At 67.9% G+C, this 22439-nt stretch carries 26 protein-coding genes; 9 read left to right on the plus strand and 17 right to left on the minus strand.

From position 1 onward, the window contains the following. The first annotated feature begins 20 nt into the window (after positions 1 to 20). Positions 21 to 1328: an FAD-binding oxidoreductase gene (locus ACWEOI_RS32590; protein ID WP_452362081.1), complete on the plus strand. Its 1308-nt coding sequence runs from the start codon at positions 21 to 23 to the stop codon at positions 1326 to 1328. Between the two features lie 77 nt (positions 1329 to 1405). Here ACWEOI_RS32590 and ACWEOI_RS32595 read toward each other — a convergent pair whose 3' ends face one another. After that, positions 1406 to 2131 (minus strand): SDR family oxidoreductase, encoded by a 726-nt coding sequence (locus ACWEOI_RS32595; RefSeq protein WP_452362082.1) that lies wholly within the window; start codon positions 2129 to 2131, stop codon positions 1406 to 1408. Between the two features lie 48 nt (positions 2132 to 2179). Between ACWEOI_RS32595 and ACWEOI_RS32600 the strand changes: the two genes are divergently transcribed. Next, the gene (locus ACWEOI_RS32600; RefSeq protein WP_433673183.1) at positions 2180 to 3076 is read left to right on the plus strand and encodes a LysR family transcriptional regulator; all 897 of its coding nucleotides are present in this window, start codon (positions 2180 to 2182) and stop codon (positions 3074 to 3076) included. Positions 3077 to 3118: 42 nt separating this feature from the next. On the opposite strand, the gene ACWEOI_RS32605 is transcribed toward ACWEOI_RS32600, so the two are convergent. The 9 genes from ACWEOI_RS32605 to ACWEOI_RS32645 all read right to left on the minus strand — a co-directional run bounded on the left by ACWEOI_RS32605 (position 3119) and on the right by ACWEOI_RS32645 (position 9387). Then, the gene (locus tag ACWEOI_RS32605; protein ID WP_452362083.1) at positions 3119 to 3559 is read right to left on the minus strand and encodes a nuclear transport factor 2 family protein; all 441 of its coding nucleotides are present in this window, start codon (positions 3557 to 3559) and stop codon (positions 3119 to 3121) included. A gap of 18 nt (positions 3560 to 3577) precedes the next feature. Beyond that, positions 3578 to 4447: a TIGR03619 family F420-dependent LLM class oxidoreductase gene (locus tag ACWEOI_RS32610; protein ID WP_452362084.1), complete on the minus strand. Its 870-nt coding sequence runs from the start codon at positions 4445 to 4447 to the stop codon at positions 3578 to 3580. Positions 4448 to 4576: 129 nt separating this feature from the next. Beyond that, on the minus strand, positions 4577 to 4954 hold the full coding sequence (locus tag ACWEOI_RS32615) for a VOC family protein (RefSeq protein ID WP_452362085.1): 378 nt from the start codon (positions 4952 to 4954) through the stop codon (positions 4577 to 4579). Positions 4955 to 4978: 24 nt separating this feature from the next. Next, complete coding sequence (locus ACWEOI_RS32620; protein WP_452362086.1) at positions 4979 to 5188, minus strand: hypothetical protein; 210 nt, start codon at positions 5186 to 5188, stop codon at positions 4979 to 4981. 99 nt (positions 5189 to 5287) lie between these two features. Next, positions 5288 to 5860, minus strand: a complete 573-nt coding sequence (locus ACWEOI_RS32625; protein WP_433673188.1) for a dihydrofolate reductase family protein — start codon at positions 5858 to 5860, stop codon at positions 5288 to 5290. Between the two features lie 47 nt (positions 5861 to 5907). Then, the gene (locus ACWEOI_RS32630; protein ID WP_452362087.1) at positions 5908 to 6642 is read right to left on the minus strand and encodes an SRPBCC family protein; all 735 of its coding nucleotides are present in this window, start codon (positions 6640 to 6642) and stop codon (positions 5908 to 5910) included. Between the two features lie 2 nt (positions 6643 to 6644). Continuing rightward, on the minus strand, positions 6645 to 7256 hold the full coding sequence (locus ACWEOI_RS32635; protein ID WP_452362088.1) for an ArsR/SmtB family transcription factor: 612 nt from the start codon (positions 7254 to 7256) through the stop codon (positions 6645 to 6647). A 75-nt stretch (positions 7257 to 7331) separates the two neighbouring features. After that, the gene (locus ACWEOI_RS32640) at positions 7332 to 8282 is read right to left on the minus strand and encodes a hypothetical protein (RefSeq protein ID WP_452362089.1); all 951 of its coding nucleotides are present in this window, start codon (positions 8280 to 8282) and stop codon (positions 7332 to 7334) included. 286 nt (positions 8283 to 8568) lie between these two features. Further along, a complete protein-coding gene (locus ACWEOI_RS32645) occupies positions 8569 to 9387 on the minus strand; it encodes an NAD(P)H-binding protein (protein ID WP_452362090.1) in 819 nt (272 codons plus the stop codon). Positions 9388 to 9475: 88 nt separating this feature from the next. Here ACWEOI_RS32645 and ACWEOI_RS32650 point away from each other — a divergent pair, with 88 nt between their 5' ends. Next, complete coding sequence (locus tag ACWEOI_RS32650) at positions 9476 to 9880, plus strand: winged helix-turn-helix transcriptional regulator (RefSeq protein WP_433673193.1); 405 nt, start codon at positions 9476 to 9478, stop codon at positions 9878 to 9880. Here ACWEOI_RS32650 and ACWEOI_RS32655 read toward each other — a convergent pair. The 4 genes from ACWEOI_RS32655 to dinB all read right to left on the minus strand — a co-directional run bounded on the left by ACWEOI_RS32655 (position 9877) and on the right by dinB (position 13616). Beyond that, positions 9877 to 11106 carry a site-specific integrase gene (locus ACWEOI_RS32655; protein ID WP_452362091.1) on the minus strand — a complete coding sequence of 410 codons (1230 nt, stop codon included), beginning with the start codon at positions 11104 to 11106 and terminating at the stop codon, positions 9877 to 9879. The genes ACWEOI_RS32650 and ACWEOI_RS32655 overlap by 4 nt on opposite strands. Positions 11107 to 11174: 68 nt before the next feature. Next, positions 11175 to 11405: a hypothetical protein gene (locus ACWEOI_RS32660; protein WP_452362092.1), complete on the minus strand. Its 231-nt coding sequence runs from the start codon at positions 11403 to 11405 to the stop codon at positions 11175 to 11177. A 144-nt stretch (positions 11406 to 11549) separates the two neighbouring features. Then, positions 11550 to 12350, minus strand: a complete 801-nt coding sequence (locus ACWEOI_RS32665; protein ID WP_452362093.1) for a HugZ family pyridoxamine 5'-phosphate oxidase — start codon at positions 12348 to 12350, stop codon at positions 11550 to 11552. A 36-nt stretch (positions 12351 to 12386) separates the two neighbouring features. Then, positions 12387 to 13616, minus strand: coding sequence for a DNA polymerase IV (gene dinB / locus ACWEOI_RS32670; RefSeq protein WP_433673197.1), 1230 nt, complete (start codon positions 13614 to 13616; stop codon positions 12387 to 12389). A gap of 139 nt (positions 13617 to 13755) precedes the next feature. On the opposite strand from dinB, the gene ACWEOI_RS32675 reads away from it, so the two are divergent. The 3 genes from ACWEOI_RS32675 to ACWEOI_RS32685 all read left to right on the plus strand — a co-directional run bounded on the left by ACWEOI_RS32675 (position 13756) and on the right by ACWEOI_RS32685 (position 16414). After that, positions 13756 to 14223 carry a MarR family transcriptional regulator gene (locus tag ACWEOI_RS32675; RefSeq protein ID WP_433673198.1) on the plus strand — a complete coding sequence of 156 codons (468 nt, stop codon included), beginning with the start codon at positions 13756 to 13758 and terminating at the stop codon, positions 14221 to 14223. A 123-nt stretch (positions 14224 to 14346) separates the two neighbouring features. Beyond that, entirely contained in the window at positions 14347 to 15540 is a 1194-nt protein-coding gene (locus ACWEOI_RS32680) for an MFS transporter (RefSeq protein WP_452362094.1), read from the plus strand. A gap of 43 nt (positions 15541 to 15583) precedes the next feature. Continuing rightward, positions 15584 to 16414 (plus strand): aldo/keto reductase, encoded by an 831-nt coding sequence (locus ACWEOI_RS32685; RefSeq protein ID WP_452362095.1) that lies wholly within the window; start codon positions 15584 to 15586, stop codon positions 16412 to 16414. Between the two features lie 11 nt (positions 16415 to 16425). Here ACWEOI_RS32685 and ACWEOI_RS32690 read toward each other — a convergent pair whose 3' ends face one another. Beyond that, positions 16426 to 18453 carry an ArnT family glycosyltransferase gene (locus tag ACWEOI_RS32690; RefSeq protein WP_452362096.1) on the minus strand — a complete coding sequence of 676 codons (2028 nt, stop codon included), beginning with the start codon at positions 18451 to 18453 and terminating at the stop codon, positions 16426 to 16428. An 86-nt stretch (positions 18454 to 18539) separates the two neighbouring features. Between ACWEOI_RS32690 and ACWEOI_RS32695 the strand changes: the two genes are divergently transcribed. After that, on the plus strand, positions 18540 to 19769 hold the full coding sequence (locus tag ACWEOI_RS32695; protein WP_452362097.1) for a serine hydrolase domain-containing protein: 1230 nt from the start codon (positions 18540 to 18542) through the stop codon (positions 19767 to 19769). Positions 19770 to 19832: 63 nt separating this feature from the next. Next, positions 19833 to 20570, plus strand: coding sequence for a thioredoxin (gene trxA, locus ACWEOI_RS32700; protein WP_452362098.1), 738 nt, complete (start codon positions 19833 to 19835; stop codon positions 20568 to 20570). A 208-nt stretch (positions 20571 to 20778) separates the two neighbouring features. On the opposite strand, the gene ACWEOI_RS32705 is transcribed toward trxA, so the two are convergent. Together ACWEOI_RS32705 and ACWEOI_RS32710 are read right to left on the minus strand one after the other, a co-directional pair. Beyond that, positions 20779 to 21132, minus strand: coding sequence for a hypothetical protein (locus ACWEOI_RS32705; RefSeq protein WP_452362099.1), 354 nt, complete (start codon positions 21130 to 21132; stop codon positions 20779 to 20781). A 22-nt stretch (positions 21133 to 21154) separates the two neighbouring features. Then, positions 21155 to 21868, minus strand: coding sequence for a MerR family transcriptional regulator (locus ACWEOI_RS32710; protein ID WP_452362100.1), 714 nt, complete (start codon positions 21866 to 21868; stop codon positions 21155 to 21157). Between the two features lie 62 nt (positions 21869 to 21930). On the opposite strand from ACWEOI_RS32710, the gene ACWEOI_RS32715 reads away from it, so the two are divergent. Continuing rightward, positions 21931 to 22407, plus strand: coding sequence for a DUF6194 family protein (locus ACWEOI_RS32715; RefSeq protein WP_452362101.1), 477 nt, complete (start codon positions 21931 to 21933; stop codon positions 22405 to 22407). The last annotated feature ends 32 nt before the right edge of the window (positions 22408 to 22439 follow it).

The following is a 22439-nucleotide window of genomic DNA, read 5'->3' on the forward strand; positions in this document are numbered from 1 at the left end:
TTCGTAACAAAGGAATCCTCATGTCACACAACACATTGCGATCCACTGTGCGCGGACGAGTACTGCTGCCGGGCGACGCGGAGTTCGACAACGCGCGCACGCCGTGGAATCTGAACATCGACCAGCCGGTCGCGGCGGTCGTGGAAGTCGAGGACGCCGACGATATGGCCGCCGTGGTCGGGTACGCCCGCAACGCGGGCCTCTCGGTGACCGCGCAGCCCAACGGCCACGGCGCCTCCGGTAATACCGCGGGCAGCATCCTGATTCGCACCGGCCGGCTCGATCAGGTCGAGGTGGATCCCGTGCGGCGGCGTGTCCGTGTCGGCGCGGGAACCAACTGGGGCCAGGTGCAGTCGGCGGCCGCGCCGCACGGCTTGACCGGGCTCGCCGGAAGCTCCCCGGTGGTCAGCGTGGTCGGCTACACCCTCGGCGGCGGATTGTCGTGGTTCGGCCGCAAACACGGGTGGGCGGCCGACAGCGTACGGGCTTTCGACATCGTCGACGCCGAAGGCCGTCCAGCCCGGGTCACCGCGGAATCCGACCCGGAGCTGTTCTGGGGATTGCGCGGCGGCGGAGGCGATTTCGCGCTGGTGACGGCCATGGAGTTCGATCTGTTCCCGGCACCCGCCCTGTTCGGCGGTCTGATCGCCTGGCCGGCCGCGCGGACCGATGCCGTCCGCGCCGCCTTCCGCGAGATCACCGACAACGCCCCGCCCGAGCTGACGGTCTGGCTCAACCGCCTGGAACTGCCGCAAGCTCCGCCAGTCATCGCGGTCGCCACCACCTATCTGGGCGAACCGGCGCACGCACGGGAACTGCTGCGACAGCTGGACGCGATCGACGGCGCCCTCGCGGACACGCGCCGGGAACTGTCCCCGGCCGAGCTCGGCGCAATCGTCAACGAACCCACCGCCCCCGGCCCCGGACTGATCCGCACCGAGTTGCTGACCACCCTCGACGAGACCGCCGCCGAGATCCTGCTCCACACACCGATCGACCCGCTGATGGGCATCCAGCTCCGGCAACTGGGAGGTGCGCTCGCCGAGCCCACCGACGGCGCGGTCCCATCGTTCGCGGAGCCCTACACCTTGTCTCTGCAGGCGATCGGCTCAGCCCCGGACACCGTCGCCGCGGTACAGGCCACTCAGAAGCGCATCATCGCCGAACTGGGCGCACGAGTCAGCGGCCGCAAACCGTTCACCGTTCTGTCCGCCGGCGACAGCGCCACAGAGGTTTTCGACGCTGGCACCTTGGACCGGCTCCGAAAGCTCGAGCACACCCGCGACCCACACGGCATGTTCCGCTCCAACTTCCCGATTCTCCACTGACCCTGCGGTTTCGAACCCGCCGCCCTGCTGTGCCCCGCGGTTCACGATCGGCGAGGCACAGCACGGCCACGTGGCTGTCACCAGGGCACGGCTCCCGCGTCGTCGATGAATTCGCCGGTCGGTCCGTCGTCAGGCAGGGTGGCGAGGTGAATCGCGACGGCCGCGCCCTGTTGTGGGGTGCGGACGCCGCTGAAACCGTTGAGGTCGGTGGCGGTGAAACCGGGGCAGCCGCAGTTGATCAGGATGCCGGTGCCGCTCAGTTCCTTGGCGTATTGGATGGTGACGGCGTTGAGGAAGGTCTTCGACGCCAAGTACGCGGCAGGAACCGGGCCCATATCGATGCTGGGTGTGGTTTGCAGGCTCAGCGAACCGACGCTGCTGGACATGTTCACAATTCGCGGCGAGGCCGAGGCCCGCAGCATCGGCAGCATCGCGTTGGTCACCCGGATGACCCCGATGACGTTGGTTTCCACCACGATTCGCACGGTCGCGGGATCGACCGTGGTCGGTGTCTGCGGCATACCGCCGGTGATCGCGGCATTGTTGACCAGGACATCGAGCCCTCCGGCTTGCTCGGCGATCAACTCGGCCGCGGCCGCAACACTCGCGTCGTCGGTCACGTCGAGCGGTACTGCGAACGCATCGGTCCCGGCCGCGCGCAGCTTCTCCACCGCGGTCTCGCGGCGTTGCCGGTCCCGCGCGCCCACACCGATTCGCCAGCCCAGGGCGCCCAGGCCCGCGGCGATCTCGAATCCGATTCCTTTGTTCGCGCCGGTCACCAGCGCAATCGTTCGTTCACTCACACCGCCGATCGTGCTGCCGACTCGGGTGAGGCGTCCAAGACCGATTGGGTGGGCGACGATACCGCACGGGTATTCGTCCTGTTCAGCGCCCGATACGATGACGTGGTGGAGACCCGGGAGTTGCGATACTTCGTCGCCGTCGCCGAGGAGTTGCACTTCGGGCGGGCGGCACAACGGCTCGCGATGGCGCAACCACCGCTGTCGCGGGCGATCCAGCAGCTCGAACGGCGGCTCGGAGTCGTTCTGCTGCACCGCGCTTCGCGCGCGATCACGTTGACCGAGGCCGGGTCGGTGCTGCTGCGGGAGGCCAGGCTCGCCCTCGAAGCGGTCGAGGCCGCCGAGCGTCGCACCCGCCGCGCCGCTGCCGACCGGCCCGGTCTGGTGCTGGCCACCAAGGCGGGAGCGTCCAGAGAACTGTTGTCGAAGCTGCTGGACGCTTTCGCAGCCGACCCCGGCGCGGTCGACGTCGAGGTAATGCTGTGCGGGCCCGGCGAATCGGAAGGCCTGCTACGCAACGGGAGTGTCGACATCGCCCTGCTCCAGCGGCCCTACGACACGACAGCCGGATTCGACACCGAAGACCTTTACACCGAGCAACAGGTCCTGGTCCTGCCTGCGGGGCATCCCCTCTCCAACCGACCCCATATGTCGATGGCCGAGGTCAAGACCCTGACGGACCTGCCTCTGCCGCGCTGGCCTCGACGGGATGGGAGTTATCCGGACGGCCCCGGCCCGCAGGTTCGCGACCACACCCAGTTGACCCAACTGATCACTCTCGGACGGGCCTGCGCGCTCATGCCCGAGTCGCTCCGAGCCCAACTACGCGACGATCACGCCATCGTGCCGGTGCCGGACGCACCGGCCGTCACGACAGTCATCGCCTGGCCGCCACACAGCAGATCCAAAGCCGTCGCCGACCTCGTCCGGACGGCGACACGCCTGTAGCCGATGCGATCGGCGAATGCCGCGTGCTCACGCGGCATTCGCTCAGCGCCAGCGGTTCTCCAGCAGTTGCCAGGTGTCGCTGACCGATTCCATGGCTTCGTAGCTGCGGGTGTAGCCGGTTTTGCTGATCCGCCAGACTCCGTCGTCGCAGCGGCGGTATTCGTCGGAGTAGAAGGCGGCACCGGAGAGGATTTGGCGCTGTTCGGTGAAGATGACCTGGTCGGTGAGATACCAGGTGCCCGTGGCGGTGTCGCCGTCGATGTCGATTTCGGGGTGGTGGCAGTTGTGGACGGTGATGATCGCGGGGGTCAGGCTATTGCGCATGTGGCCGACCAGGGCGTCACGGTCGGCGAAGGAGAGGCGGTGACCGTATTCCGCGGTGACATCGGGGGTGAGGGTGTCGGCGAACTCATCCCAGTTCTTCAGGTCCAGTGCCCGAAGGTAGCGGTACTTCAGCCGGCGAATCGACTCGATCGTGTCCATGATCTTCTCCTCGGGATTTCAGAGCGCCGCGATGACCGCGGCCGCGTACTTTTCGATCTGTTCGATCCGCTGATCGAGAGTGCGCTCGTCGGGACCGCTCTCGTGAACCCCGCGGAACCCCACCACCACATCGGTGACCCCTGAATCCGCCAGTCGCCGCACCCCGTCGACCGTGAACGCCTCCCGAGACGCGGCAAAGGTCCGGAACTCCTTCTCCGGAGCCAATTCTCGCCGCAATTCACCCAATCGCCGGAGTATCCTGTTCAGCTCTTCACTGCTCCCACCCGCGCTCATCCACCCGTCGCCCCGCACCACCGACCGCCGCAATGCCGCCTCGCTGTGCCCACCGACCAGAATCGGCAACGGCTGCGCGGGAACCGGATTCATCTCGATCTCGGGAATGTCATAGAACTCCCCGTGGAACTGGAACGCCCCGCCCCCGCACAGCCCGCGAACGATATCGATGCACTCGTCGAGCCGCTTGCCCCGCTTCTCGAAGTCCACACCCATCATCGTGAAGTCCTGCGGCCACGGACTGATCCCGACGCCCAACGACAACCGGCCCCCACTCAAAGCCGCGACCGACGCCGCCTGCTTGGCAACCAGAACAGGCGGCCGCACCGGCAACTTCAACACGAATGGCGTCACTTCCAGCCTGCTGGTGGCCGCAGTGACCGCGGCGGCCAACACCAGCGGCTCGATAAACGGCTTCCCCCGCAAAAACTCCCGCGTCCCGTCCTCCGTATACGGATACCGCGCGTCCGACTCCGTCGGATAAGCAAGGCTGTCCGCCAAACAGATGCCGGTGAATCCGACCTCCTCGAGCGATCGCGCCAGCGGGAGCCAATGCGCGGGGTCGCCCGCAGCCTCAGCGAAGTGGAATCGCACGACGGTCAGACCTCCTGGATGGCACTGTGACAGGTGCCACCACCATCACCCGCCACCCCAGCTTCCTCACCGCACAGTCTCAACCTCCGGGAACAGCAACCCTGCGGATGGGACCGTCGAGCGCGCTCGTCACGCAGTGGTTCTGCGCCGGCTCGCGATCTGGAAGACGTTGCCGAACGGGTCGCGAACCATGGCTCGGAAGTCGCCGTAGGGCGTGTCGAGGGGCTCTTCGATGGTGATCGCGCCCGCCGCCTGTGCGCGTTGGTAGGTGGCGGTCACGTCGTCGACGTAGATGTACAGGAAGGCGGGGAATGGCTCGCGTTCTCCGGCGCCCGAGACCATGACCAGGGAGTCGCCGATGCGGAGCTCGGTCGGTCGGTTCGGCTCGACGTTGCCGACGGCGTCGAAGACCGTCTGGAGGAAGGCGACTGCGGCATGTTGGTCGTCCACCACCATGCGGGGCGTCACCGAATGGAATCCGGGCGGGGGAGGTTGGGCCGCGGGCATGGGAACAGTGTCGCTCAGGGGCGGCTAGACGAGTTCTACTTCGTCGAAGCGGACGGTGAAGGTGTGGCGGCGTTCGTGGAGGACGCCGCCTTCGCGGTGGGTGAGGCCTTCGGCGAAGTCGATGCGGAGTTCTTCGCGGCGCGGGTCGACGGTGCGGACTACGGCGCAGATTCCGGAGAACGGCCCGGACGGGAAATAGACGACGTCACCTGGTCCGTATTCGGTGGTTCTCACGGGGGTCAGCGTAATCGCGGATGATCAACTGGTGTGGAAAGAACATTCGGGCCCGGCGGATTCGATCCGCCGGGCCCGAGTTCGGAGCTGCCGGAATGGTCAGCGCACGACGTCGAAGACGTTCTTCTGGATGCCGTTGGCGTAGGTCTCGGACTCGACCAGCTTCAGCTTCTGGACATCCTTGTCGGTGTCGGAGAACAGTCGCTTGCCCGCGCCCAGCAGCAGCGGGAAGACGAGCAGGTGGTAGCGGTCGATGAGGCCCGCGTCGGACAGGCCGCGGTTGAGGGTGGCGCTGCCGTGGACGATGATCGGGCCGCCCTCGGTGTCCTTGAGCTTGGCGACCTCGTCGATGGAACGCAGGATGGTGGTCTCGCCCCAGTTGGACACCAGGTCGTCCTCCTTCAGGGTGGTGGAGACGACGTACTTCGGCATCACCTTGTAACCGGCGAAGTCCTCCATGTCCGGCCACACGGGGCTGAACGCCTCATAGCTGGTGCGGCCCAGCAGGATCGCCGCCGACTCCTCCTGCTCGCGGCCCTTGATCTCGTAGGCCTCGGGAACGAAGTCGATGTCCTTGAAGGTCCATCCGGAGTTCCGGTAGCCGGGTTCGCCGCCGGGGCCCTCCACGACGCCGTCGAGGGATACGAAGGCGGTGCTGATCAGGGTGCGCATGCTGTTCTCCTTGATATGTGGTGTGTGGGGTGATCGTCGTGTCGGGCTCAGCTCACCAGGGCGGTGAGCCAGTGCTGCCAAGCGGTTTCGGCGCCGTCGGTGTCGGGGCCGAACAGGTGGTGGAACATCAGGGCCAGACCGGTGGGGGCCTGGTGGAAGGTGTAGAGGCCGTCGGCGGTGCGGATCTCGAACCGTTCGTCGTCGGCCCACACCACCTCACCGTCGATCGGCGGCAGGCCGGTGGGGGAGGCGTGGACCTGTGCGCCCGCCACGAGCGGCGTCGGCAGGGTCAAAGCCTCGATGAGGGCGTCCCGCACCGCGCGGCCGGAAGAGCCTGTCGCGACACCGAATACGGGCACCGCGATCCGTCCCGGGAAGTAGCGGAGGTACTCACGCAACGTATTGAGGTGGAACGGCCAGCCTCGCCGCAGCGCGTCGTACTCGTCCTGCCAGTCGTCGCCCAGCACGCCGCTGTGCACGACCCGCAACACGGTGCTGCCGCCCGCACGCCCCTCGATCAGATACTCGAAGGCCATGAACCGCCCGTCCTCGTCGGTCCCGGTGCGGGTCGCGAGCCGCTTACCCGGCTCGTAGGCGGTGATCACGGCTTCTTCCCGCTGCCCGCCGGTCTCCATGGCCGAGATCCCGCCCTCGCGCGCCTCGATCTCATTGCGGCCCATGAACCAGGAGTCGACTCCCGGCCCGGTCGCGATCGCCTCCCACACCTGTTCCGGGGTGGCCGGCAGGTGCTCTTCCAGTTCGAGCTCGAACGGATGTCCCATGGTCAGTTCCCCTGTTCTGCTGCGGTTTCGGTGGCGGCGTCGGGGATCTGATGCATCCCGACCACCACTCGATGATTGCGGCCCGCCGGTGCGGACTCGTCGTGATAGCGGCTCACCAGCGAGGTGACCGCATCGGCCAGCTCCTCGGCGAACGCGGCCCGATCGGCGGCGGAGGCGAACCGCACCTGCGCGTCGATCCCGAATGTCGCGACCCGCCGCTGCGCCCGCGCGGCACCGCTGAGCAGCGACCCGACCTCCTGGACGAGCCGTGACCCCAGCGCCAGCAGCCACCGCGCCGACAGCTGATCGGGCGAGCGCGCCGGATCGGGACTGACCGCCCCCATCGCACTGGGCGAGATCACGTAAGACGCTGCGGTAGCGCGATATACGCGCTCGGTGACGTTGCCCTTGCGGCGTTCCTCCAACAACTCCACCAGCTCGTGCCGGGCCAGTTCCTTGAGGTGGTAGTTGATCTTCTGCCGCGGCAACCCCAGCCGTCCGGCCAGCATGGCCGCCGACCCTGGTTCGGCGAGCGCGGCGAGGATCCGAGACCGGATCGGGTCCAGGGACGCCTCTGCCGCTGCGGGTTCTTCGATCACTGCGACGTCGAGCATGGCTCAACCTTCGCACCGACAATTTATTTTGTCAAGACAAATCGAGTTGTCGGTTGAACCCGCTTGCCCGACTCGTCAGGCCACCGACTTCATACCCGGGAGGGCCTGGACGTAGCGGCCGCCGGCATCGGTTTGGTCGGGACGGCCCAGGCGGATGAGGGCGTGCGGGTAGGCGCACTCGTGAAGGAGGGTGTCGCGCAGGCCGGAACGGACTTCGGGGACCTTCATCGTTTGCGACAGCAGCGAGCTGGCCAGGCCGTTGCGGGCGGCGGTCAGCAGGATGGAGCTGGCCGCCTCGCCGGCGTTCAGGTGAGAGATCGCGTCGTCGGAGGGCGTGCAGAGGATCAGGAGTTCCGCCGAGTCGGGGGCGCGATCGTTGAACGGGTCGTCGGAGTCCGGGACGGGCGCGAGTAGCGGGCGGGCGGAGGCCCAGGTCTGCCGCTCGGGCTTGGCGGCCAGGTCGCGCTGATCGATGCGGCCTGCGACGCCGGTGAGGAAGTCCCCGTACTCGGTATTGCGGTCGGCGGCGGCGCGATACACGGTGGACAGATTGCGGCGCAGCCCGTCGGGAACGTGTCGGGCTGCCGCACGAGTGCCCGCGGTGCTGCCGCTGATGGAGCGAATCAGGTTGGGCGGCATGGCCCAGGGCCGGAAGCGGCTGTGCTGGAACTGCTGCTGGAAGATCGCGCCCGCCAAGGTGATCTGATCACGGTTGGCGGTCGCCGGTGCGAGATGAAGAATCGCAAGGTAATTCGCATCCAAGGGGTCCGGCATCCGCACGGCGGCCGAGGACCAGCCGAAAGCCGTCAAACCCGTCCGCAGATGATGCAGCGCCGCACCGTGACCGAGCATGCTCGCACGATGCGAGGCCGGATCGATGATCTCGGAAGTCGGCGCGTCCTCGATGCGAATATGCAGGGACGCGCCTTTCATCCACCAGATCCACGGCAGGGCACCGTTCATCAGTGGTGCTTCCCGCGCCATTTCCAGCGCGGCGCGAATTGTTTCCTCCGACGGTGCGGTCATCAGACGCATGACTATGGATTCCTGTTGCTTTGGGCCGTCGGCGGAATGGAGATGCCGCGGCGGCGGAAGGCATCGGCCCGGCGATCGATCCGGGACCCAGACAATCTGAAACGAATCTACGTCATACATAAGACCAGCTCACAGCCGGTGACGTCCACCCGCGGTGAGCTGGCTCACTGGCCGAACCCGGCGTTTTCTCATTCAACGAGTTGCGCGTCACAGAATTCGTGCTGTGTATTCGGCAATGGTTATAACCGGCCGCGCGACGTGCGGAATTCTCGATTCCTCAACGGAAGGCAGCGATGGTGCGCGAAACCCAATCGCCGAATGTATGAGGCGGCCGTCCGAGCAGTCGTTCGACATCCGGGCTGACGGCCTGTTCGGCGGCGGACGGCGTGCCGAGCGCGCCCAGCGTTGCCTCCACGACCGGCTCGGGCATGTACCGCAGCATCTGGGTCCGCGCTTGCGCACGGCTCTGCTCGACGAAACGCACGGGCTCGCCCAACGCCGCACCGATCGCCTCGGCCTGCTGTCGCGGCGATATCGGTTCCGGCCCGGTCAATGTATAGACGTGGCCCTGATGGCCGGGCTCACGGAGCGCGATGGCCGCCACCTCGGCGATATCGGCCGGGTCGACAGCGGGGACGGCCACATCACCGAACGGCGCGGCGACCATCCGCTCCGTCCGGACCGTCTCGGCCCATTGCAGCGCGTTGGAATCGAAGTTGCCCGGCCGCAGCATCGTCCATTCCAGGCCCGATCGCTGGACGGCGTCCTCGAGCACCGACGGATGCCGGCCGGTGCCGACGCCGTGGGAGGACAACAAGACCACGCGCGGAACCTCGGCCGCGCGAACTTCATCGAGGACGGCATCGATATCGCCGTTCGCCATGAATTCCGGTGAGGTGAGCAGAAACAGCGCCGCCGCACCGTGGAGCGCCGGCCCGAGAGTCCGTGGCTCGGCCAGGTCGGCCCGGTGGTGCCGGACTCCGTCGGGTACCCCGATCTCTTTCCGGGACACGGCGATCACCGATTCCCCTGCGCGCGCGAGTGTCTGGACGAGCGGCACCCCGACATTGCCGGTCGCTCCCGTGACCACGATCATCACTATCTCCTGTTCGGCGATTGTTCTACGCAGTCGGCGACGCTACTATCCGTGGGCTAGTAGGTACCTAGAGGAAAGTGGCTTGCAAGTGACCGAGACCACGTCACAGCTCCCTCCAGAACTGGCTTGCCCGATCACACCGGTGGTCGATCTCGTCTTCAGCCGCTGGACCACGCCGATTCTGTGGACGCTCAACGAGTTCGGCAGGCAGCGGTTCAGCGAGCTGGAACGCCGCATCACCACGATCACGCCGAAAGTCCTGACCCAGCGGCTGCGGCAGCTGGAACGTGACGGCCTCGTGCTGCGCACGTATCACGCCGAGGTGCCGCCCCGGGTGGAGTACGAGATCAGCGCGTTGGGACGCAGTCTGGCACCGCTTTTCGCGACCCTCGCCGAGTGGTCCGTCAATCTCGACGAGGTCGATCGGGCCCGGCAGGAGTACGACGCCCGCGAACAGGCGCCGCATCGCCGGTCCGGATCGATGCCCCGCTAGAGGCCCAACTTGGTCACGGCGTTGTCCTCGAGCGGATTCGCGGTACGGATGTAGCCGTGCACCGTACGGGGATTGGACCAGCGGCCCTGGCGCATGATCTCGCGGTCGCTCGCACCACCGAGGGCGGCCTGGGTGGCGAAGCCCGCGCGCAGCGAGTGGCCCGAGAACAGCGCCGGGTCCAGGCCCGCGCGGGCGGCGTAGCGCTTGACGAGCTCGGCGACCGCACGGCCCGACATGGCGGTCGAGGCGAGCCCGCCGTGGCGCGAAATGGACGGAAACAGTGGCAGATCCGGGTCGGTGAGGGTGGTGCCGGTGAAGCCGTGGCAGCGGTGCAGGTTCGGATCGGCGGCGGGCGTGGTGCGAAGCCACGTGCGGAGATCGCCGGAGGCGTGCGCCTCCCGCAGCCGGGTCCAATCGGCGTAGGCGCACACCGGGCAGGTGTGCGGGCGTTGCCCGCGGGGGAGCGCCACGCGCTGCTCGTTGACGCCGGTCGCATCGGTCTTGGTGGCGGGCAATTGGATCAGCAGCAGGGGCTCGCCGGTGGTGTGGTCGGTGGCCACGCTGACATCGGTGACCCGCAGCGCGGCGATCTCGCTGCGCCGCAGCGCTCCGGCGAAGCCGACCAGCAGCAGCAAGATGTCGCGGCGGCGCGCCGGTTCGGTGGGCCATTCGGCGGGCGGCAGTTGGCCCAGCAGTTGGTCGAGCGTGTGCAACAGCACCGGACGCTTGCGTTTCGGACGGGTGCGACGGGTGCGCCGCATACCGCGCAGGGTCAGGCGCACCACGTCGGCGCGCGTCGGTGAGGGCAGCCCGTTGGCGGCGTGGACCGCGGCGATCGCGGCGGCCTTCCGTTCCAAAGTGGCTGCGCTGAAGGCCCATTCACCGTTCTCACGGCGCGCGTCGGCTGCCGCGGCCAGATAGACCGCGACATCCAGGGCGTCCGCGGGCAGCGCCTGCCGCGATTCGGCCGAGCACCACGCCGCCCAGGCGATCCAATCGGTCCGATAGGCACGCAAGGTGTTCGCCGACTGCGACGCTTCGAGATACCGGCGCAGCGACTCCGCCTGCACCTCGTCGAACCGGTCCCGCACCAGCCGCAAGGCCGCCGCGTCGACCAGCACGCTGCGTACTCCGCGGCGCAGTTCGCCGCGCACCTCGTCGGGTACCGCGATCACCGCGGACTGATCCCCGGGCGGGCGTTCGCTGATCTCGGTCGGTTCCGGCATGCCCTCGACCCTAGATCGAGCGGGCGTTCCCGTTGCGGCAGACCCCGTTTCGCGTGTCCGGCGCCGGGTCAGGGCTGTAGTCGCCAGGCCGCGTCAGGTTTTGGGAGCGGCCAGCTCCAGCCGTGCTGGGCACGCAGTTCGAGCAGTTGCGCACGTCGTCCACAGGATTGCTCGGTGTCGCCGTCGCCTTCGACGCAGTTGCGGTGTGTCCAGAGCATGGCTTCCACCGTGCCGGACAAGCGCATGGCGTCATGCTCCGGCATCCGATGATGCTTGAGCACAGACGGCGTGTCCGACATGGCCCAATCATCCCCCAAAGGTGGCGGACTGTCGTGCGGTCTGCGCGTCTTCGCAGCGCCGGAAGGACATCCGCGGTCCATGGGGGTGTTGATCGCCGTTCGCGACGCGACCCGGTTCAGGCGCCTGACCGGCGGCGATGTGGGTCATAGTGCGTCCTGTGAGGCTCGCGCCAATTCCACTGTCGCCGCACGCAATTCGGCGATCGCGTCGATCGGCTGGAGGTAGCCGATCCGCGTCACGGCGATGCCGCGCGGCGTGGTCACCCGCAGATCCAGTCCGAACCGGTCGGCACGCTCGCAGACCGCGGCCGTCGCATCCGGGTACCCGCCGCGCGCGTGCGCCATATCGAGGAGGGCATCCGCGTGATCATCGTTGAGGTGAGCGATCGCCCGCGCCGCGGCGGGAATGATCGGATCGGCGTGAGCCGCCGCGTATTCCTCGGCCGTCGCCGAATCCATCCGGCCGTAGCCGCCGACCCAGCGGGCCCGTTGCACGCGCAGGACCCACACCGTGAAATCGCTGAAATCGATGTAGGTCTTGGCCGCCGGGACCGCCGCCAGATGTGCCTCGCGCGCCGCGACGGCCTCCGCGCCCTCGGGCCGTTCGGCGACGCCGGCGAGCGTCAATCGCGTTCCGGCCAGCGGATCCTCGGGCAGATCCGGGGTGACGATCGAGACGCTGGCCCGCGGGTCGCCCGCCAGATTGCGGCCGTGCTCGGCCATCCGGGACACGCACAGCACCGGCTGACCCTCGAGCAACCCGTACGTGACGAAACTGGCCCAGGGTCCGCCGTCGGCGGACAACGTCGCCAAGGTCGCCGTATTCGTCGCCGCGGCAACCGTTCTGGCCTCATCGGCCGCGGACGGCCGCGTGGTGTTCACGATCGGGGTCAGCGGCGGCGGAGTCGAGGGAGCGTCGCCGGGGTCACCGTGGTCGAGAGCCATGCGTCACAGGCTACCCGCGCCGCCAAACACGACTGATCAGTCCGGAAGGATCGGCACCGACAGCCCTTCGCCCTTCCGCAGCAGCGCCGCGCGGGTGACCGTGCCCGCACCGAATCGATCCCGCAGCGCGTCCAGCGTCGAATCCAGGGTCGATTCCGCGCGCGCCTCGAACGGCAGTGACAACTGCATGCTGTCGGCCCGATCGAGATTGGTCAGGGTCAGACCGATGAGCGTGAGCCCACCGCGCTCCCTGATCAGGGGCAACGCCGTCTCCAGCAGCGTGCGCGCCGCACGCAGGATCGCCGTGCCGCTGTCGGTGGCCTCCGGGAGGGTGTGTGAGCGGGTGGCGCGGGTGAAATCGTCGAAGCGCATGCGCAACACCACTGTTCGGCACACCCGTCCCGCTTTGCGTAGCCGGTGCCCGAGCCGATCGGCCAGTCCGTGCAGATACGCTTCGAGCTCCTCGTCGCTGCGATACCGCCGCCCCATGGCCCGTTGCGCGCCGATCGACCGCCGCCTCCGGCCGGTGTCCACCCGCCGCGGATCACGCGCCCACGACAGCGCGTGCAGGTGCCGTCCGACACCCGGGCCCAGGACCGCGGCGAGCGGTCCCTCACCCATATCGGCGAGCTGACCGACCTTGGTGATTCCGCGCTCGTGCAGCTCGCGGGCGGTCACGGCGCCCACGCCCCACAATCGTTCCACCGGCAGCGGATGCAGGAACTCCAGCTCCTTGTCCGGCGGAACCTCCAGCAGCCCATCCGGTTTGGACACCGCACTGGCCACCTTGGCGAGGAACTTGGTCCGAGCCACCCCCACCGAGATCGGCAGCCCGACCTCGGTCCGCACCCGCTCCCGCAGTCCGCGCGCGATATCGACCGGGCTTCCCGCGATCCGCCACAGGCCCGCCACATCGAGGAACGCCTCATCGATGGAGATGCCCTCGACCTCGGGCGTGGTGTCCCGGAAGATCTCGAACACCGCCTTGCTGGCCTGGGAATAGGCCGACATTCGCGGCGGCACCACGATCGCGTTCGGACACAGGCTCATCGCCTGACGCAGATTCATCGGCGTCCGCACGCCGAACGCCTTCGCCTCATAGCTGGCGGCCAGCACGACGCCGCCGCCCACCAGGACCGGTCGACCGCGGAGTCGCGGATTGTCCCGCTGTTCCACCGACGCGTAGAACGAGTCCAAGTCGGCGTGCAGAATCGCCGCGCGCTCGTGGCGGTCAGCGCTGCTCGGGTCGATGTCGGACACGAACATATGTTCGCATACCGCGCGGTCTGGTGGTTGCCGGAATCCACGCTCCGCCTGAATTGCCTGGTCATCCACCAGTCGTTTCCTTGCATTCGCTGTATATGGGCTTCAGCTGATATTTGCCCAGGTGGACTACCCTGGTTGTATGACCGCAAAAGACCCGGCACTGACAGCCCTCGCCAGCGGCTGGGCTGCCCTGTCTCTGCTGCACGGCCGGATCGAGTCGCACATCGAACGCGCCTTGCAGTCTCGCCACGACCTGAGTGTGCGCGAGTACTCGCTCCTGGAGGTGCTGAGTCGCCAGCACGACGGCGATGGTGGCCATCTGCAGATGAAGCAGGTCGCCGACGCGGTTGTGCTCAGCCAAAGCGCCACAACGCGACTGGTCACCCGGCTCGAAGATCGCGGCCTGCTGGCTCGCTACCTGTGCCCGACCGATCGGCGTGGCATCTACACCAATGTCAGCGAGGCGGGCCTGGCGCTCCTCGCCGAGGCGCGGCCGACTCATGACGCCGCGTTGCGGGAGGCGCTGGACAAGGCGGGGGAGAATCCCGAGCTGGCGCCGCTCGTGGCGACCGTGCGTGGGATGGATTCCCCGGCTCACGTGGGCTGATCCCGGAGTCGCGACCTGCGGTGACGGCCACGTCACATTAGATGCAGTTGCATATATGCCGCGTCTGCAATTATTGTTGAGGAGCACTAAGGGCTTCCTCAAGTAATCGCGGAAAGGTCGCGCATGCCCCTCGCAATCTTCGCCCTGGCCATCGGGGCCTTCGGGATCGGAACCACCGAGTTCGTGATCATGGGCCTGCTGCCCCAGATCGCCGGTGACTACGGCGTCACCATTCCCACCGCGGGCCTGCTCGTCACCGGGTACGCGCTCGGCGTCGTAGTGGGTGCGCCCGTGATGACCGTGCTCGGCACGAAGATCTCCCGTAAACGAATGCTCATGCTGCTCATGGGTTTGTTCATCGTCGGCAATCTGATCTCGGCGGTCGCGCCGAGCTTCGCGGTCATGCTCACCGGGCGGATCGTCGCCTCACTCGCCCATGGCGCTTTCTTCGGCATCGGCTCGGTCGTGGCGGCCGAACTCGTCGCTCCCGACAAGAAGGCCGGCGCGATCGCCACCATGTTCACCGGACTCACCGTCGCGAATATCGTCGGCGTGCCGCTGGGCACCTTCATCGGCCAGGCGATCGGCTGGCGGACCACCTTCGTCATCGTCGCCGCGCTCGGTGTGGCCGGTCTGATCGGCATCGCGAAGCTGGTGCCCGCCCTGCCGCGGCCCGAAACCGCCCGGCTGGGGCAGGAATTCGCCGCGCTTCGCAATGTCCAGGTGGTGCTGGCCATGGCGATGACCGTGCTGGGCTTCGGCGGCGTCTTCGCCGCCATCACCTACATCGCCCCGATGATGACCCAGGTCGCCGGATTCTCCGACGGCTCGGTCACCTGGCTGCTGGTGCTGTTCGGCATCGGCATGTTCCTCGGCAACCTGCTCGGCGGCCGCTACGCCGACCGCCACCTGATGCCGATGCTGTACGCGACGCTCGGCGGCCTCGCCGTCGTGCTCGCACTGTTCACCGTCACCGCCCACAGCGAAGTGCTTGCGGCCGTGACCATCGTGCTGGTCGGTGGGCTCGGATTCGCCACCGTGCCGCCGCTGCAGAAGCGGGTCCTGGATCAGGCGCACGGCGCGCCCACCCTGGCCTCCGCGATCAATATCGGCGCGTTCAACCTGGGCAATGCCCTCGCCGCCTGGCTCGGCGGACTCGTCATCGGCGCGGGCCTCGGATACACCGCACCGAACTGGGTCGGCGCGCTCCTCGCGGCCGCGGCCCTCGGCCTCGCGTTCGTCTCCGCGGCGCTCGAACGCCGCGACGCGGTCCGCGAGCAGCCCGCCGCATCCCGTCCGGTCGCCTTCCAGCACTGACAGCTGCCCGGCGAACCACCCTCGGTATTTCAGGAGAATCACCATGAACGACAACGCAATTCCCACCGTCACCCTCAACAATGGCGTCGAGATCCCGCAGCTCGGCTTCGGCGTCTTCCAGGTACCCGACGACGAGACGACCGCCGCCGTCGCGTCCGCCCTCGACGCGGGCTACCGCAGCATCGACACCGCCGCCATCTACGGCAACGAGACGGGTGTCGGCCGCGCCCTGGCCGATTCCGCGCTGTCGCGTGCGGACCTGTTCATCACCACGAAGGTCTGGAACGCGGATCAGGGCTACGACAACACGCTGCGCGCCTTCGACGCGAGTCTCGCCAAGCTCGGCCTCGACTACGTCGACCTGTACCTGATCCACTGGCCCACGCCCGCAAGGGATCTCTACCTCGACACGTGGCGTGCCCTGGAGCACCTCGCCGAGCAGGGGCGTATCCGCGCCGCGGGTGTCTCCAACTTCCAGCCGGCCCACCTCCAGCGGCTGCTCGACAACAGCGGCCTCGTGCCTGCCGTCAACCAGATCGAACTGCACCCGGCCCTGCAGCAATCCGAACTCCGCGCCTTCCATGCCGAGCACGGCATCGCCACCGAGGCTTGGAGCCCGCTCGCCAAGGGCGGCATCCTGACCGACTCCGCGATCACCGCCATCGCCGACCGAACCGGAAAGTCTGCCGCCCAGGTGGTGCTCCGCTGGCATCTCCAGCTCGGCAATATCGTCATCCCGAAGTCGGTGACCCCGTCCCGGATCCGAGACAACCTGAACGTCTTCGACTTCCAGCTCACCGACGAGGACATGGCGACCATCGCCACCCTGGATCAGGACCTGCGGACCGGCCCGCACCCGGACACCTTGAACTGATCCGGGCGGACTCAGTGGGCCTGTTCGGTCAGGTCGTAGACGGCCATGTCGCCGAAGTGGTGGGTGGCGGTGTAGTGGTCGGTCACCCAGGCGAGGATCTCCTTGTTGCCTGCCGGGCGCCAGACGCCTTGGGGCCCATTCGGTTGCGCGGGGCCGGAGGTGTCTTCGGGCTTGGGGTCGACGCGCCAGGAGTCGGGGAGCTTGACCTCGGGGATCAGGTAGTAGGTGATGGCGTGGTCACGGACCATCTGCTGGAACTGAGGGAGGGTGGGAACCGGATCCTCCGAGGTGAAGCCGCCGATCGCGAGGACGGGTGTGCGGCTGGCCAATTCGAGGCCCGCCGCCGGGGAGGAACGGTCGATGGCGGCCGACCACTTGGTACTGGTCTGCTGCAGCAAGGTCACGAGCTGGGGATCCGCTTGCCCGCCCATCAGGGTCGAGAGCTGGCGGCGGAACTGGTCGGCCGGACCGGACTGTTTCGGACGGGCCGGGCCCACGGTGGGGCTGCCACCGGTGTGGGACTGCGGCAGAGTGGCGGCGGCGTAGGCGGCGGAACCGGCCAGCGACGCGAGGACTCCGGCGATCAGTAGGGCGGTCGTCGCGCGAGTACGCTGCCGGTCCCAGCGGGCCACGGGCGGAAGCGACAGGACCAGCAGGGCCAACGCGGCGATCACCGTGGCTGCGAGGATGGTCCAGCGCAGCCACGGCTGCCAGTCGGAATTGCGTTGCAGCAGGACGAAACCCCAGATGCCCGCGCTGAGAATCAACGCCGCGGCCCCGGCCCGCCCGAACGCGTCGGTGCGGCGACGCCACACCTCGTACCCGCCGATCGCGACGCAGCCCGCGATGGCGGGTGCGACGGCCAGCGTGTAGTAGGCGTGCATGCCCGCCTTCATGCCGGAGAACAGCGCGCTGTCGATCACCAGCCAGAGGCCGAACACCAGCGCGGAACCACGGATCAGGTCGGTGCGCGGACGTCGGCCTCGCGACAGCAGCACCAGGGCGAACGCGACCAGCGCCGCGGGCAGCAGCCAGGAGATCTCGAAGCCGATCTCGCCGGTGAACATGCGGTCCGGGCCCGAGCCGAATCCGCCGCCGAAACCACCCTGCTTCAGCGCCTCCGGAATCTGATAGCCCTCGGGCAGTTCGAACGGGTTCTTGTTGTTGCCGCCCATGTGGTTCTTGCCCAGGTAGCGGGCGAAACCGTTGTAGCCCAGCACCAGATCCATGAACGTGTTGTCCTTGGAGCCGGCCAGATACGGGCGAGAATCCGTGGGCCACAGGATGGTGAGCAGCACGAACCACCCCGACGACACGATCAGCGCGCCCAGGGCGGCCAGCGAGTGCAGCAGACGGGTGCGAATGCCCGTCGGGGCGACAATCACGTACGCCAGTCCCAGCGCGGGCAACACCATCAGGCCTTCGAGCATCTTGGCCAGGAACGCGAATCCCAATGCGACACCGGCCAGCACGATCCAGCGCAGACTCGCCCGCGGCAGCGCGCGCACCGTGCAATAGGCGGCGGCGGTCATGAGCAGGACCATGACCGCGTCGGGGTTATTGAACCGGAACATCAACGCCACCACCGGCGTCACCGCGAGCACCACGCCCGCCAGCAGTCCCGCGCCGCGGTTGCCGGTCGCGCGAACCACGGCCGCGTACATCAGCGCCACCGCGCCGACCGCCATGATTGCCTGCGGTGCAAGCATGCTCGCACTGCTGAATCCGAACAACTGCCCGGACAGGCCCATCACCCACTGCGAGACCGGCGGCTTGTCGACGGTGATGAAGTTGCCCGGATCCAGCGATCCGAACAGCAGCGCCTTCCAATCCCGCGAGCCGGACCAGACTGCCGCGGCGTAGAAGCTGTTGCCCATCGCGTTGACGCTGATGTTCCACAGGTAGGCGGCCGCGGTGCCGAGGAGCAGCACCGTCAGCGCGATCCGTTCCCAGCGTCGGGCGGGGGCGAGGCCGTCCGGTTTCGTGGTCGGCGGGGTGGTCGGTTCGGACGGGGCCAGCTCGGCAGTGGTCACGCTCACCGCGGGAGTGTGTCCGGCCAGCCGGTGAACACCCTGGCTCCGAGCTGGGAGCTTCCTGGGAACCAAGATCTCCCTATGCTGGTCGCATGACCCCTCCGATGACGGCCCTGGTGCGGATCGACCCCGACCTCGACGCCGTGACCACGATCGGTCCCGAATCCGACCCCGCCGACGCGGGCCTCGCGGGCGGCGACATCGAGGCGATCTGGCGGTCCGTGCAGGACTGGTATCGGATGGGCACCACGCCCGCCATCCAGGTGTGCCTGCGCCACCGCGGGCACATCGTGCTGAACCGGGCCATCGGGTACGGCTGGGGCAACGCGCCGAAGGACGCACCCGATGCCGACAAGCGACTGGTGACGCCCGACTCGCCGTTCTGCGGCTTCTCCACGGCCAAAGGCGTCGCCGCCGCCGTGATGTTCATGCTCGTCGAACAGGGCGCATTCGCCTTGGACGACCGGGTGTGCGACTACGTGCCCGAGTTCAGCAGCCACGGCAAGGACCGCATCACCATCGGCGACGTCATGTCGCACTCGGCGGGCGTCCCGTTCATCACCCCGCCCTACCGCGGCTCCGAACTCGTGCTCGACGAGGAACTCGCCGTGCGCGGTCTCGCCGATCTCGTTCCGAGCTGGCGGCCCAACCGATTCCGCGTCTACCACGCCATGACCGCCGGCCTGATCCAGCGACTCCTGGTCCAGCGCGCCACCGGGCGGGCCATGCGCGACCACCTGCGTGAGCAGGTCCTCGAACCGCTCGGCTTCCGCTGGAACAACTTCGGTGTCCGGCCCGAGGACGTCGACAGCGTGGTCCCCAGCGTGCGAGTCGGCCCCGGACCGTCCAAGGTGTGGCGTCACCTCGCCGGGCGCGCCCTCGGTGGCGGCCTGTCCGGCCCCACCGACGAATCCGCGGCCCGCGCCTTCCTGACCGCGGAACTCCCCTCCGGCAACCTCGTCACCACCGCCACCGAGCTGTCGCGCTTCTACGAAATCCTCGCCCGCGGCGGCGAACTCGACGGCGTCCGGATCATGCGCCCCGACACCCTGGCCGCCGCGACCCGCCCGGCCCGTTGGCTCCCGGGCGTGGCGGGCCGGGTCTCGGTGGGCGGCTACGAATTGGGCGCCCGCCGTTCCAAATTCGGCCCCGACACCGGCTCCCACTTCGGCCGCAGCGGACTGACCACCCAGTACGGCTGGGCCGATCCGGCACGCAGCCTCTCCGGCGCGATCCTCACCAGCGGCAAGGCCCAAGCCGACATGGACCGGCCATCGCGGTTGGTCGCGCAGATCTCGACGACGATCCGGCCCGAGGGCTGACTCGAGCCGCTTCGTCCCCAAGTCTTGACCTTGCCCCTAGGGGCAGCGTTTAGATTCACCACCATGCGGATTGGTGAACTCGCCCGACTGGCCGAAGTCAGCCCGAAAGCGATCCGGCGCTACGAGTCCCTGGGCCTCGTAGCCCCCACCCGCCACGCCAACGGCTACCGCGAATACGACGACGACACCATCCGCCTCGTCCGCGAAATCCGCTCCCTCAACCGCCTCGGCATCCCCGTCGAGGAAACCCGCCCCTTCCTCGACTGCCTGGTCTCGGGCAGCGAACACGGCGACGACTGCCCCGAGTCCCTCGCCGAATACCACCGCGCCATCACCGATCTCACCGCCCAGATCGACATCCTCACCGCCCGCAGAGACGGCCTAGTCCAGCGACTCCACGAGGCCGCACGCCGAACCGCGGGCCCACTCCCCGAAGCGCCGCCGCACAAAGGACCCCAGATGACCGAGATCGCCTCCATCACCGACAACACCTTCCAGCAGAAGGTCCTGAACCAGCAGGGGACCGTGCTGGTGGACTTCTGGGCCGAATGGTGCCCGCCCTGCCACATGATCAAGCCGGTGCTCGCGGAGGTCGCCTCGGAACGAGCAGACGCCCTGACCATCTACAAACTCAACACCGACGAAAACCCTTTGGCAGTCCGCGAATACGCCATCATGTCGCAGCCGACACTCTTACTGTTCCGCGACGGCGAGCTCGTGCGCACCCTCGTCGGCGCGCGATCGAAGAAGAAACTCCTGTCCGAACTCGACGCCGCGCTCCAACCCCAAGACCGCGCTTGATCCGACGAGGAACAGGTCAGGACGGGGTGTCGTTCGCCCCGAGCCACTCGCTGATCGTGGCGAGGTCGCTCTGCCGCAACCCGTTCCGCGGGTTCACCCGGTAGAGCAGGGCGGGCCCACGGTGATTGGCGGAAACCCATTCTTCATCGCCATCACCGATCTCATCGTCGATCCAGACGAAAGCGCGGCCGTCCGCACGCGCGGTTCGCTATCGCTCGCGGGCCGCCAGGGCCTTGCGGGCGGCGGTGAACCATTCCTGGGTGCCGACGAGTCCGGCGGCGATGTCCTTGCGGGCGCCGTTGAATCCGTAGAGGTTGCCGGCGTAGCGGGTGAGGACCGAGCCCTCGGGCTCATCGAGTTCCTCGAGGACGGCCGTGTCCTGGAGGAGGTAGGCGACGTCGGCGAGTTCGGTGCTGGTCCACGTGTCGCGATAGTCGTCCCAGCCGTGCTGTTTGACCGCGAGGGCGCGGTCGACCAGGGCGGTCTGGAGGGCGCTGCGGTCGGCGTCGGTGGGCTGGCGGGATTTGAGGTGGTCCCAGTTGATCCGCTCTGCGTCGGTCATCGGCCGATTATGTCATCGCGGTTCAGGGGCGAGTCAGCAGAGCATCGAGTTCGGCCGCACCCGCCAGGAGGGCTCGGGAGCGGGATTCGATGGCTTGCTCGCGGGCGGCCAGACGGGTCAGGACGTCCTGCCGGCGGCTGGCGTCCCGGAGCTCGGGCATGAGAGCGCGCAGGGCTGGGATGCCGTAACCGGCGCGTCGGAGTTGGTGGACGATGCGGACGTCGCGGACATCGGCGGGTGTGTAGATGCGGGCGTCTCGGGTGTCACCGCGCTGCGGACTCGACAGGCTCATGGCCTCCCAGTGCCGCAACGTGGAGGGCCGCACTCCGATCGCATAGGCCAGCTCGGAGATGGTCATCGAATCCGACTGGCGCACATCGGTGATCGGTTCGTCGCTGATATGCCGTGCGGCGGCCTGGGTCGCCGCGAGATCGCGGCGTTCGGCGTCCAGGGCGGCGTGCGCGGCGTCGAGGAGTTCGAGCATCGCGGTGGGGGAGTCGTGATGAGCGGCGCGCATGATCGCTTTGGCGTCGACCGGCCCCACACCCGCGGCGAGCGCGCGATAGGCCCGCGCCGACACGACATGAACCTCGCGGTACGCGCGATACCCGGTCTCGCTGCGGGTCGTCGGCGGCAGCACCCCGTCGCGTTCGAGATTGCGGATCTGCTGCACCGAGTACCCGGACATACGGGCGACATCGGCGGTACGGAACGACCCCGAGTTGCGACTTTCCACCCAGCGACCTCCACCTTGACTGCCCAAGTCTCCACAAGCACTTCAAGGTGACGATAGAACTCATGGATATCGACGAGATCACCGAGTTCATCGAGACCCTGGACGGCGTCCTGACCCTCGCGCCCGGCCCGGACAGCGGCTTCCCGGAACTGGCCTGGGGTGACAAGTTCTTCTACTACGCCCCCGACGGCCAGGTACCCACCCGAACCCAGCCCTTCGCCACCATCGTGACCAAGAACTACCCCGACGACACGACGTCGGACCTCGACCGCCCCGGCGCCTTCCGTCTGAACATCAACGCCGGACACGAAGGCTTCACGGCCACACTCGGATACGGTCCCCGAGACCTCCACGACCATCCCGTCGACGCGAGCGAGTTCGACACCTGGATCCCGCACCCCGTATACGGCACTGCGGGTTGGCTGTCGGTGGTCAACCCGGCGACCGCCACCGAAGCGGCCGCCCGAGATCTGCTGCGGACAGCACACCGACGCGCCCGAACGGGATACGAACGACGCGCCGACCAGCGGTCTTCTTGATTGCCGCTTCGCCGAATATCGACCTGAACCGT

It is taken from the genome of Nocardia sp. NPDC004340 (assembly GCF_053602575.1).